The following is a 12,820-nucleotide window of genomic DNA, read 5'->3' as shown; positions in this document are numbered from 1 at the left end:
TATCTCTTCTGTATTATTTTCCCGAAAAAGAGCGGAAATCCTGTTTGGATTACAGGTATTTTTATATAATCTGACAAAATATCATATGACAGAGAACTTTCGGCATGAGTCAAACCTCCAGCCGATTTCTTTAATTTGTAAATTCGTTACTTTAGGCCTGTGCGAATAGGGATAAACATACCTAGTTAGTATTTTCTATATATTGTAAAATTAGGGTGGAATCTATTAAACTGGGAGGCAATCTATGAAAAAACAATTACTATCAGTAACTTTAATCGCAGCATTGACACTCGGAACAGCTGGGACAACCACCGCTTTAGCAGCGCCACATTCTTCGCCGGTGCTATCTGCACCATCCACGGACAAGCAAGTCATTAAAAGAATCGATGCCGATCGAATCTACAAGAATATTGAATACCTCTCACAAACACCTCGGGTGGCCGGTACCGATTCTGAATATAAAGCCGTCCAATTCATCAAAAAGCAATTCCAATCTTATGGCTATAAAGCCGATATCGAAGAGTTCAATTTTTTATCTTATACAGACCCAAATCTGGTCGAGCTGTCCGTTGCCGGATTTGATGGGGAAATCCAAGCGAACCATTTAACCTATTCAGTTAATGGGGACCTATCCGGCGACGTTGTATATGCCGGTCTAGGAACCAAAGAAGAGCTGAAGGAAACCGATGTTGCAGGGAAGATTGCCCTTATACAAAGAGGAAGCCTCACTTTTGCAGAGAAAGTATTGAATGCAGCAGAAAAAGGGGCAGCAGGTGTCATCCTATTCAATAATGCAGATGGGGAATTGAACGGGACACTCGGAGAAGATAATGATAAGTATGTTCCATCTGTCACGATAACCAAGAGTGATGGAGAAGCCCTGCTGGAAAAATTGAATGCCGGGGTCAAATTGACAGCATCATTAAAAATCGAAGGAGCTCATTCCGGAGAAAAAACCTCTTATAATGTAGTGGCAACGAAAAAAGCAACAAAGAACAATAAAGCGACAAAGAGCGATATCATTTATATTACTGGGCATCATGATTCGGTTGCGGGGGCACCCGGAGCGAATGATGATGCATCAGGAACATCCGTCACCCTTGAACTGGCACGTGTTCTGAAGAATCTTCCTACAGATACGGAAATTCGCTTCGTCACCTTTGGGGCAGAGGAAAATGGATTGCTAGGTTCGCGGCATTATGTGAGCAATCTACCTGATGATGATATCAAGCGGACCATTGCCAATTTCAATCTCGATATGGTGGGAAGCAGGGATGCCGGTGATTTGGTCATTTTGACTAATGATGGAGAAATGAACCTTGTAACCGAGCTGGCCCAGGCATCAAGTACAAGACTGAATGGAGAGCCGACCCCATATGGACAAGGCGGGAGAAGTGACCATGTATCTTTTGCTGAGGCAGGAATACCCGCTGCGTTATTCATCCACAGTCCATCAGAACCTTGGTATCATACTCCTGATGATACCATTGATAAAATCTCAAAAGAAAAGCTTCAAGATGTTGCTGAAATTGTCGGCACCGCCGTCTATGACCAAGCTAAAATCGAAGCTAAAAAACCTCTCAATCATAAAAAAGGGAAAAAGGTGAAAGTTCCGCATTTATTTGGCGAAAAGGAATTCAGATAATGCAGTAAATATTTAGAGGGTGCAGCCTGCACCCTCTTTTTATGTTTAAAAATGGAAAGTGAGGGGTAATAAGTCTAATCCGGAATTGATGACTATGGGAAGGATTCCCTAAATACCTAGCATAAATAGCTTATTTATCCCTATTTAACTCTAAGACTATAATCCTTATAATAAAAATTATGAAAAAAATGACAGTCTACATAATGAGAAAAGGTATGTTTGAGGTGATTTTTTAAGTGTATGCAAATTCATTGAGTGAAATTCACTCTGCCCTCTCCAGTAAAATGTCCGATGTGAATGAAAAAATCAATCGTTTGGAGCAGGCAAAAAGACAAATCAAAGACGAACAGAATGCTTGTCTGGGGGAAATTGTTAAAATTAAAAATCCGGACTTGGGTAAAAGCTGGACGGGAAACTGTGCTGAAGACTTTCAAGATGCACGCAGTGATGCATATAAGGCAATGTCAACGATCATCCATGATGATTATGACGACTATCAAGAGAAAATCGACGGTAAAATCATGATACTTAATATAGAAAAAAAGGCTCTGAGTGCAGCAGGAACCATTGCACATGAAGCGGATGTTCTTTTAGGTAAAGGGGAAGCCGTCATAGATCAATTGGAAAGTAAAATATCATATTTAAAAGGGTGGTTGTTTTAATGACGACAATCAAACTGAATCATCCTGCCGTAATGAAGCAAGTCGATCAGGTGAAGACGGCACTTGGTACAGTCACGCTTGGAAATTTGCCGGCAGGCGAACTTGGCAGCAATAAATTGGAATTCACCTCGAAATGGATCGACCGGGAAACGAACCTGGAGAAGGTCTTCGAGCAATATATTAAAATCGTCCAGAAAAATGTGGAAGATACCCGTGCCAACATTGACTTATTAAAAGAACAGGATGAAGCCATCGCCCATACGTCTTCACATGGGTATCCTACGCGATGAAAATATATGAAGCCAAGACATTGACGGCCGCAACCAAGTCGCGCGCCAAGCAATATGAAGAACTAAAGAAGGAAGTCACAGCCCTGAAGAAAGAATTTCAGGGCATCGTCGGCCTGGATAACGAGTTTCAAGGGGCCGGTGCCGCCGCCATCAAAAGCTTTTATGAAGCACAAATCGAGGTGGCGGACGCCTGGATGGAACTTTTCACGACCCAAATCAGTTTTTTGGAAGGCATTCCAGCCAGTCTGGAAGAGGCGGACCTCTCCGGAAATACGGTGGTAGAGGTTCCCTTTTTAGATGGCGAAGTCTCGAACGGCATCAACCAAGCGAAGTCGCTTGTCGATGAACAAGCAAACGATCTTCAAAGGATCCTCGACAGCATTGACGATATCCTGCCTCTTGATATGTTCGACCAAAAAGACTTTAATGAAAAAATCACGCTGGCCGGACAAAGGCTGGATGACACCGTGACAAAGGTCGAGAATGTCGACCGGCAATTGGTCGAGGAATATGATGTGTCCGTCGGGCAGGAAAATGTGGCCGTTGGCCTCTTCCGCGCCTTGCTTGATGCCACCAAACAGGACGGCAACGTTTCGCCGATGACGTTCAACCAATCGGCCTTCAAGAAAAGTGACGTCTATCAAGTGAAGGATGAAGTCGCCGGTCAGATGAAAGACTATCAGACCTTCAAAAAGCAGCAAGCGGAAGCCCGGAAAATCGAACAAGAAATGGAAGAACTCGAAAACCGCCCATGGTACGAAAAAGCTTGGGATACGACAAAAACCTTTACAGGTGAATTCACGGGATATTATGATTCAATCAGGGCCTCAACCGGAGTCGATCCAGTAACCGGCCGCAAGCTGTCCGATGCCGAAAGAATCGCCGCCGGCGCCATGGCCGCCGCTGGATTCATTCCCGTCGTCGGCTGGGCTGGCCGTGCCATCAAAGGCGGCAGCGCCATCTACAAAACGGCCAAAGGACTCAACGCAGCGAACCACGCGCTCGATGCCTATAAAACGACAAAAGGCTTTAGTCTCCTCCAGAAAACCGAATACGGCATATACGGACTCCTCGCAGCCAACGGCCTCGGAGAAGCGGTCACCGGCAAGGACATGTTCGGCAACCAGCTAACCGAGGAACAGCGCCAGAACGGCCTGTTGATGGCACTCGGAATCGGCGGTGTGGCAGGTGCGGCTAAAATCGCTGATAAAGTAGCGAGTGGTACAAAGTTCATTCCTTACAGTAAGGAATTTGTGCAAAAGCAGGTTCAGAAGGTTCAAGCTACAATAACAGACATAGCGCGATCTGGAAAAACCACGTTAAAAAATATAGGTGAAGAACTAAGTAAAAAAGAAATTCCTAAACGTATAAGTATGGAACAAGTATCCCTCGCAGGAGGACCAACTCTTCGCCAAGTTATGATGGAAAAGCAGACAATTAAGGAAGCCTATCAGAAATTCACGGTGAAGGATAGCAAAGTAGAGGGTGTTTCAGGGGAGAGTATTCCTAAGGGGACGGGTAAAGTTGAAACCTTTGGTAAATATTCAACGAAAATTGATGAAAAGGTGAAAGTAATTGAAAAAGTAGATTTACCTGATTGGATAAGTGAATCATTTACTGATGGTATTTATAGAACTGTAATTACTAAAGAAAGTATTACATTTTATAGAACTTATGGTGGTGGAGCAAAAGTTAATGGAGCATTTGTCACTACTAGCCCAGCTGGAAATAGAATAAATGCAAAAATAAATACTGCATTAGTACCTGATTGGAAAAATTCTAGACAATATGAAGCTGTTATAGAAGTACCAAAGGGACAAGTTTTAAATATAGGTAGAGTTGAAAAGCAATATACAAAATCAGGAGCATTACTAGAAGGTGATGGAGATCAAATACTATTACCCCAAGGATGGTCTTCAGAATGGATAAAGGAAATTAGAGGGGTTCCAAGTAGATAGGGGGATAAAATGGATAAGAAAAATCAGTTAATTAACCAAATAAAAGTTGTAATAAATAATCTTGAAAATGATTATTATAATGAAATTACTAGTGGTGTTTTACAACTTATATATATAAGATATAAGAATGCATTGACAATATTGGAGAATAATAAAGATATAAGAGAATTAAATATAATTGGTGGCATAAGGGCTTATATGGATAGTTATAGTGACTATCAAAATCCATTATTAGGAGAGTTACATAAAGCTGAAAAATTAAATAAAGAATTATTATAAAAATAGTTGTTACAAAATTAACTAGAGTTAGCTTTATGACTTAACTTAGACCTTGATTGGATATATATATGCCTTTCAAGGTTTTTTAATGAAATTGACAGTATAAATTTTGAGGAATATGGTAAGCAGGTAATTTGGAAATACGAACTGATTTTGCTCTTGTGATTAAATGGAAAAATATTATAGTGGTTGTAGTATAGGTATTAGTGTATATAAAACCAAAGTGTTACCTTAATCAATCCGTAGCACCTTGAAATTAATCAAGGAGTACTGAAGATGACAAAATAGTACTTTTAAAAAAAGTAGGTGTAAGGAATGACAGGCAGAAGAATGGTAGACAGATGGGAAGACGATAGTAAAAGTTTTTTGAGATTTAATCTAAAACAAAGAATGTTACCAAGTCTGTATGGCGGTATTATTGGCGACATGCTTGGTGTCCCAGTTGAATTTAAAAAAAGAGGGACTTTTACTATTAATGATATAACTGGATATGGAACCTATAATCAGCCGCCAGGTACCTGGTCGGATGATACTTCATTAACTTTATGTTTAATTGAAAACTTAATTGAAAAAGGCGATTCAGCGGAGCTAATGCAAAAATTCGTTCAGTATATGGAATCTGGTTATTGGACACCACATCATGAAATGTTCGATATTGGCAGAACGACCAGTGAAGCCATAATCAAGTTTAAAAGTGGAACGCCAGCAAAAGAATGTGGCGGAGATGCAATGTTTGATAATGGGAATGGGGCGTTAATGAGGATCGCCCCAGTGGCATTTATCCTTTTTAATAGCTTTAATTTCATTGAAAAAATCCAAACCATTAAAAAATATACGGAAGTTACCCATGCACATCCGCGTTCTGTGGTAGGTTCCATTATTTATGTCGAGTTTTTACTTAGACTTTATTATAATAATTCTCTTGAAGTTTCAAAACGAGAAATAAAAGAACTTTTTGATGAGAATTTTGATAAAGATCATATATACCAAAAAGAGCTGCAATCTTATTCAAGAATTTTTGAGGAAGGTTTCTTTTCATTACCACAAGAAGAAATTCAGTCAGATGGTTATGTCGTTCATACGTTGGAAGCAGCCATTTGGTGTTTAGGAAATTCAGATTCATTTAGCGAAGCCGTTTTAAAAGCAGTGAATCTAGGGGATGATACGGATACAGTAGGAGCCATTACAGGCACAATGGCAGGTATGTATTATAAAATGAACGACATTCATAAAGAATGGCTTGAGAAAATCAAAAGAAAAGAAGATATCGATGAATTAATTAATCAATTCCATAGTTTTTGTGCAGATAAAGCAATTAAAGAAGAGTATGGAGCTTGATGCAAATCACCCATGTAAAAACCCCCTATAAAAGTCCTTTATAGGGGGTTTTTATGTCCAGAGTCCAGTCTATGTTATGTAAAACGGGTAGCGAAAAAGCAGTTTGAATTTGGGTGATGGAGAATGGAGTGAGTGGAAAAAATGATAAGAAAAGGTGAGTATACGATCTATAACGGGAAAGAGTATATGGCGAGGATAGAAAAATTCTTCTATCAACTCCTCATTTAAAACTCGCGGAAAAGTATGGCTTTGAGCGGAACAGATAAATATCTTTATTCTAAAAATGTTAATTTAGATGAAGTTGAAATAATGGAAGAATGAAAACTGTTTTCGTAAGATTAAATATATATCGTAACAATCAGTAGGACTTTCGTAGAGATACAGGATACAAGTGTTAACAAAATGAAAAATTCAAATTAAAAAGGTTACAGATTAAAAAGTTGTGAATTTTTTTTGAAGGAAACGGAAGGGGATTAAGTGATGAGTAATCTGAAAAAGGGAGAGTTAGAAATAGATGGTGGTTTTATTTTTCCAACTGTAAATTAGATGAAAGATGTGACTAAAGAAGAAGTTGATTTAGTTTATGAACAAAAGTTTATGGTAGCATACAAAGGTAAAGAGTTTGAGCCATATTCATTGGGCAGGCATATCTTGGATGAGAATGTGATTTCGTTATTTAGTATGGATAGTAATGATGTAGACTGCTATGGATTCGAAAAGCAAGAGCAATTTGTTTTTAAAAAGGACGTACCGCTAGGTGACATAGAATCGATTATTGCGGTGAAAAAACCAATATTAATATTTGAAGATTTACCTGAAAGCAGGAAGGTTATACCAAGGGGGAAAATTAGAGATTATTTAAGTAAACTGGTTTAAGTGATTAGTTTAAATAGATTGGGAAATGGATATTTTGAATTGAAATGTGCATATCTTGGTATACTGATTAGTGAGAAAATCCGTTAAGGACTCATAACAAACATGAAAAATAATAGGGGGGAACCTTGAAGTAGGAGGTAAAGATTATTAACATTCTTACGTTCGTTATTCAAGGATATTTATCAAAAAATTCGATATTGCTGAACTCTCCTAATAGCGTCCGAGGACGCTTTTTTATTGTATATATACGAATGTTTCAACCAATTCTTTAATGAAGCAATAAAGCGATTATTCGTTCATAAAGCGGGTATTAAGGTATTAAGCGGTCTTTCATTTAATATCTAGCACTAAGTTTTCTTTATGTGGAATAAGGAGAATTTGGTGGGAGGTGATTAAATGAGGAAAGCCTATGGTATAAAAAGGTTAATAATTTACCTTGAGTCGGTAAATTATCCGATTACCGAAGAGGAAATCAATGATCTAATAGTAAATAAAAAGATACCCCACCTCAGACCGATCGATAATTTGCTGATTTTTAATTTAGATCATATTGATGGCTGGCTTAGTGATCAGCAATTCAAACCTTAGTTAATTGAAGCCCTGCTTTAAGTGGGGCTTCAATTAATTGTAGTACAAAAGGAAAAACTAGCCAGGGTATTTCTTGAAAAACTTGACTAGCTTTTTGTTTATCTCTTCATTTTCGAATAAAAAAGAGGACCCTGCATATTGGCGGCAAACTAATTGCAAGGGATTTAATGGAAACGAATCAGCCCCAGATGATTTAGTACTGACAGTATTCTTCCGGTACAATATCGGCCGTCGGTGCCTGAATTATAACAGCTTAAGTAGTGCCTGTGCACCTGTTAGGATGAGCCCTATTATGAAACCACAGACCGCTCCGTTTACACGAATCCATTGTAAGTCTTTTCCTACACCATTTTCCATCATATCAATCAGTGTTTCATTGTCTAGCTTATCTAAATTTTCCTGTACAAGGTTCCCGATCTGCGTATGGTTTTTTTCAATGAGAACAGTAATTTGTTTCTGTATCCAATGATCGATGTGCGTGCTATTTTCTTTAATGTTGTCCAGTACGTGCTGAATCAGTGGAGTCAGGTAAGTATCCATGAAATGTTCTTCTTCGATGAAATTCAATGCATCTTGTTGAATTTGTTGTAGACTTCCCTTTATTGTCGCCTCAGGCTCCCATTTTGTCAGAAGTTGATTTTTCCATTTTTCAACTCCTTCCAACAGTTCCCGGTTATGGTTAATGCCTTGTATCTCATTTCGGATATATAGGATTAAAGCCTCTCTATTTGGTTCTTTCTCGTTTTGTAAATTATTTACGACACTTAATAAAAGGTTTTGTATGATATTCCCAAGTTTTTCTTCGTTAAGTAGACTTTGAATGGATTTGACGGCAAACTGAAGCATGCCATCCAGTTCGATCTTGCTTAGTACATCCATGGAAACAGTGCCAAGTCGGCGGCTGGTTTGTTTTTTTCTTAACCAATCTTCCGCTTTTTTCAAAACATGATCCAAAGCCTTCTTATCAAACTGTTCATTAAGTAACTCTGAACTTACTAAATGAAGAATCTTGCCCATGTCTATGTTAGAAAGTGATGCTTCAATTTTTTTTGCAACGAAAGGTGTAATCTTTTCTATATCTATATAACCAATCATTTGCTTGATCAGTTTAATCAGGACTTTTCTAAAAGTATCACTTTGTACCTCTTTTACTAAAATAGGGATCAATTTTTCTGTAAAAGGAATATGTTTTACTTTGTCCTGAATACTTTCCTTAGAAAGCCAATCGTTTTTTAGCATCGAAACAAGTGCATTCGTCATTCTTTTACGATTGTTGGGCAAAAGTGCTGTATGGGGGATCGGTAATCCAAGCGGGTGCCTGAATAATGCAGTGACTGCAAACCAATCGGCCAAACCACCAACTAATCCTGCCTCAAACCCTCCATGTAATAAATCCAGCGGCAATGTACCTTGAAATGGAGTGGTTGCAATATAACCCGCTCCCATGATCATTAGTGAATATTTAGCAATTTTTCTTGACGATTTTATTTTTGGTGACATTATATTCCTCATCCTTAAAATGATATCAATTACTATAACCCGAATCATTAGCAAATTCCATAACTTACTTTTATCTAGTAGTATAGCAGGTAGTTCAAAAAAATACTCCCACAAGGGCAGTCAGTTCATTTATTGGGGGATGGGAAAATCACATATTAAGAATCACTGATATTTTCCTTTGAATATCAAAGAAGGGGATGGTTGATTCACAATAAAAAAAGCCGATTTTCTCGATCGGCTTTTTTTATTCTTCCAACAATATTATGATATATCTGTTTTTATCGAAGTATTTGTCCCTGCATTTTTTTTATCTTTCATGCGGCTGAAAATAAAGGCTAGAACGGAACCTGATATATTATGCCAAACACTGAAAATGGCACTAGGTACAGCGGCCAAAGGCGAGAAGTGGGCTGTTGCTATCGCTACACCTAAACCAGAGTTCTGCATACCAACCTCCATGGCGACAGCTTTCTGTTTAGCTAAATCCATCCCGCATAAACGAGCAAAGAAAAAGCCGAGAAGAAAACCAAGAACATTATGAAGAACGACGACTGCAAAAATAAGCAAACCTGTTTTAGCCAGCTGATCTTGGCTGCCTGCCACTACGGCAGATACGATCAGAACGATGGAAATGACAGATACTAGAGGCAGAGCCTTTGCACCGGCCTCTGCCTGTTTACCGAAAAACTTTTTAACGATGAATCCAAGCATCAGTGGGATGATCACCACTTGAATGATGGAAATGAATAGTGATCCAATACTGATATCAACCCATTTGCTTGCCAAGAGCAAAATAAGCAGGGGGGTTACGATAGGCGCCAGAATAGTGGAAACAGAAGCAATGGCAACTGCAAGCGCAACATTTCCTCTCGCAAGAAACACCATGACATTTGATGCTGTTCCACTAGGGCAGCATCCAACCAAAATAACCCCAACAGCGACTTCTTTCGGTAAATCGAACCCTATCGCTAATACGAATGCCAATAAGGGCATAATGATAAAGTGCCCTGCTACCCCTAGTGCCACTTCTTTCGGTCGCCGGAAAACTTCTTTAAAATCCGCAGCTGATAATGTAAGTCCCATGCCAAACATGACAATTCCTAATAATGGAACAATATAGGCTCCAATCCATATAAAATGATCAGGCAAGATATAAGCGATAATGGCAAATATAATGACCCAAATGGTAAACGTCTTACCAGCAAATGTGCTGATTTTCTCTACTACTCCCATAGTGACCCTCCTAGATGTTTTAAAATAAATCAATTATAGTTTATATTCTGAATATTTAAAACCCTTTTGGGCCAGAAAAAAATTTAGGTAGTTTCACTATGATAGTCATATTGAAAGTGATTTTTTGAATGGTAAATTCCCTAGCGCTGATATTGCATGAAAATGAAGATTAACAAAGAAGAAAGCGGAAAGGTTTTTGGAAATCCGTTATCTTTTTTATGAAAAATAAGAGGGGTCTGCAACTATAAAATAACCATCTGTTTCTAGAGCAAGAATTAGTATTTGTTGTTTTAAAGGATAAATTATTGCTATTGTAAGTTTAGCTAGGGCTATAAAAGAAGTGGAGATGTGGTTTCTTTGATACATATATTAATTGCGGATGATGATCGGCATATTCGGGAGTTGCTTAAATTTCACTTGGAAAAGGAAGGGTACATGGTATCGGAAGCGAAGGATGGGAATGAGGCTTCCTTGATGCTGGAGAAGGAACGGGTCCATCTGGCGGTTGTCGATATTATGATGCCGTTTAAAAACGGACTGGATCTTTGTAAGGAAATCCGGGATCAATATGATCTGCCGGTCATTTTATTGACTGCTAAAGATCAACTAATCGATAAGGAAAAGGGGTATTTTGCGGGTACGGATGATTACCTCGTGAAGCCATTCGAACCACGGGAACTTTTATTCCGGATAAAAGCGCTATTGCGAAGGTACCGTATGGTGAATTCTGAATCCATCTCATTGAATCAAACGGTCATTGACCGTAAAAGTTATGAGGTTCGAATAATGGGGAATACGCTGCTCCTGCCGCTTAAGGAATTCGAGCTGCTGGCACAGCTGGGGAGTTTTCCTGATCAAGTCTTTACGCGTGAACAGCTTATTGAATTGGTATGGGGTGCTGATTTTGAAGGGGATGATCGGACGGTCGATGTCCATATTAAACGGTTAAGGGAACGTTTTGCCGGACGGACTGATGATTTTGTTATAACGACTGTCCGTGGCTTAGGTTATAAACTGGAGGTCAACAAGAAGTGAAAACACTCTATTTCAGGATAGTCATTCAAACCATTTTGATCATGGTGCTTGCCAGTGTCATCGCTTTTTTAATTTCCAATGTTTATTATCATCAGGTTCAAAAACCCAACAATGGTGAGAAGATAAAGAAAGTCGCAAGTGAAATCGTCTCTTTATATGAGGAAAATCCTGATCAGGACATTGATGCGTATTTAAATCATATTGCAGGATTGCACTATCAAATGTATCTATTTAATGAGCAGGGTGAAGGAACTTTATATGGTGAACCGTTTCGTGAAACGTCATTGGACACGGATACGATTTCTGCAGTTTTGAACGGGAAGACCTATCAAGGGATCGCCCATTATAATAATGGGCTATTTATTACCGGATTTTTTGAAGATGTATTGATTAATAGCATTGGGGTCCCGTTGAACGTCAATGGCGAAAAGCATGCATTGTTTGTAAGACCGAATATAGAGCTGCAGTTTGGTGAGTTCCGCTTTTTCCTTGCAGTTTTACTCGTACTCACGCTCCTGCTCAGTTTTTTATTTGTGATCATTAACACGCGTTTCATCGTGAAGCCGATTACGAAATTAACGGAAGCTACAAAAAGAATCGCCAATGGGGATTATAGTAGTGAATTGAATGTCACCCGGAGCGATGAAATAGGGGATTTGGCGCAGCATTTCTCGAAAATGACCCATAGTATCCAACGGTTGGATGAAATGAGACAGGAGTTCGTATCGAATGTATCCCATGAAATTCAATCTCCGCTTGCATCCATCCAAGGTTTTTCCCAAACCCTCCAATCGGAGGAATTAACAAAAGAACAAAGAAATCAGTACTTGTCCATTATTGAAAAAGAAAGCAGGCGGATGTCGTTGTTAAGCAAGCAGCTGCTCATGCTTGCTTCGTTAGATAAAGTGGATGATCCGCTGCAACGGTCCCGATTCGATTTAGCGCAACAAATACGGCAAGTGCTGTTCATGCTGGAGTGGAATTGGCGGGAAAAAGATATGGTGATCGAAATGGACTTGCCTACAACCATCATTTCTGCGGATGAGCAGCTTTTAAATCAAGTATGGACGAATTTGATAACCAATAGTATTAAATACTCGGAATCCGGCAGTTCGATCAATATTCGGATTAAAAAAATAGGCAGTGCTGTTGAGGTGATGATCGCGGATACGGGCATGGGAATTCCAGAAGAAGACCTTCCTTATATCTTTGATCGCTTTTATAAAGTCGACAAAGTGAGGAACAGGAGTGAAACAGGCAGCGGATTAGGACTTTCGATTACGAAGAAGACAGTCGAACTTCATGGGGGAACGATCGAAGTTTCAAGCGAACTCGGTAAAGGAACCACTTTTTATATACGGTTGCCCCTTATGTAATCAGTTGTTCATCTTCCATTCATATTGATTGTTTACAATC

Annotated in this window: 12 protein-coding genes; 10 read left to right on the top strand and 2 right to left on the bottom strand. The window is 39.0% G+C overall.

Annotated features, from left to right (window positions below; all coding sequences use genetic code 11):
- The first annotated feature begins 244 nt into the window (after positions 1–244).
- From ACQKNS_RS22135 to ACQKNS_RS22100, 8 genes are all read left to right on the top strand, one after another.
- On the top strand, positions 245–1,645 hold the full coding sequence (locus ACQKNS_RS22135) for a M28 family peptidase (RefSeq protein WP_427645408.1): 1,401 nt from the start codon (positions 245–247) through the stop codon (positions 1,643–1,645).
- 236 nt (positions 1,646–1,881) lie between these two features.
- Positions 1,882–2,307 (top strand): YwqH-like family protein, encoded by a 426-nt coding sequence (locus ACQKNS_RS22130; protein WP_427645407.1) that lies wholly within the window; start codon positions 1,882–1,884, stop codon positions 2,305–2,307.
- Positions 2,307–2,597, top strand: coding sequence for a YwqI/YxiC family protein (locus ACQKNS_RS22125; RefSeq protein WP_144478758.1), 291 nt, complete (start codon positions 2,307–2,309; stop codon positions 2,595–2,597). Before ACQKNS_RS22130 ends, ACQKNS_RS22125 begins: the two co-directional genes overlap by 1 nt.
- Positions 2,594–4,555, top strand: a complete 1,962-nt coding sequence (locus ACQKNS_RS22120) for a ribonuclease YeeF family protein (RefSeq protein WP_427645406.1) — start codon at positions 2,594–2,596, stop codon at positions 4,553–4,555. Before ACQKNS_RS22125 ends, ACQKNS_RS22120 begins: the two co-directional genes overlap by 4 nt.
- 9 nt (positions 4,556–4,564) lie before the next feature.
- Positions 4,565–4,834 (top strand): hypothetical protein, encoded by a 270-nt coding sequence (locus ACQKNS_RS22115; protein ID WP_427645405.1) that lies wholly within the window; start codon positions 4,565–4,567, stop codon positions 4,832–4,834.
- 315 nt (positions 4,835–5,149) lie between these two features.
- On the top strand, positions 5,150–6,172 hold the full coding sequence (locus ACQKNS_RS22110) for an ADP-ribosylglycohydrolase family protein (RefSeq protein WP_427645404.1): 1,023 nt from the start codon (positions 5,150–5,152) through the stop codon (positions 6,170–6,172).
- Positions 6,173–6,727: 555 nt separating this feature from the next.
- Complete coding sequence (locus ACQKNS_RS22105; RefSeq protein WP_427645403.1) at positions 6,728–7,048, top strand: hypothetical protein; 321 nt, start codon at positions 6,728–6,730, stop codon at positions 7,046–7,048.
- A 396-nt stretch (positions 7,049–7,444) separates the two neighbouring features.
- The gene (locus tag ACQKNS_RS22100; protein WP_427645402.1) at positions 7,445–7,636 is read left to right on the top strand and encodes a hypothetical protein; all 192 of its coding nucleotides are present in this window, start codon (positions 7,445–7,447) and stop codon (positions 7,634–7,636) included.
- A 243-nt stretch (positions 7,637–7,879) separates the two neighbouring features.
- Here ACQKNS_RS22100 and ACQKNS_RS22095 read toward each other — a convergent pair whose 3' ends face one another.
- Positions 7,880–9,136: a DUF445 domain-containing protein gene (locus tag ACQKNS_RS22095; RefSeq protein ID WP_427645401.1), complete on the bottom strand. Its 1,257-nt coding sequence runs from the start codon at positions 9,134–9,136 to the stop codon at positions 7,880–7,882.
- Between the two features lie 261 nt (positions 9,137–9,397).
- Positions 9,398–10,369: a bile acid:sodium symporter family protein gene (locus ACQKNS_RS22090; RefSeq protein ID WP_427645400.1), complete on the bottom strand. Its 972-nt coding sequence runs from the start codon at positions 10,367–10,369 to the stop codon at positions 9,398–9,400.
- 357 nt (positions 10,370–10,726) lie between these two features.
- Between ACQKNS_RS22090 and ACQKNS_RS22085 the strand changes: the two genes are divergently transcribed.
- Together ACQKNS_RS22085 and ACQKNS_RS22080 are read left to right on the top strand one after the other, a co-directional pair.
- Positions 10,727–11,404 carry a response regulator transcription factor gene (locus ACQKNS_RS22085; RefSeq protein WP_427645399.1) on the top strand — a complete coding sequence of 226 codons (678 nt, stop codon included), beginning with the start codon at positions 10,727–10,729 and terminating at the stop codon, positions 11,402–11,404.
- Positions 11,401–12,780 carry a sensor histidine kinase gene (locus ACQKNS_RS22080; RefSeq protein WP_427645398.1) on the top strand — a complete coding sequence of 460 codons (1,380 nt, stop codon included), beginning with the start codon at positions 11,401–11,403 and terminating at the stop codon, positions 12,778–12,780. The genes ACQKNS_RS22085 and ACQKNS_RS22080 overlap by 4 nt, the downstream gene beginning before the upstream one ends.
- Positions 12,781–12,820 lie beyond the last annotated feature (40 nt).

The sequence above is a fragment of the Peribacillus sp. NPDC094092 genome, from assembly GCF_050279365.1.
Taxonomy (GTDB): domain Bacteria; phylum Bacillota; class Bacilli; order Bacillales; family DSM-1321; genus Peribacillus.
The sequence above is the reverse complement of the archived record's forward strand: the minus strand, read 5'-3'. Positions and strand labels throughout refer to the sequence as shown.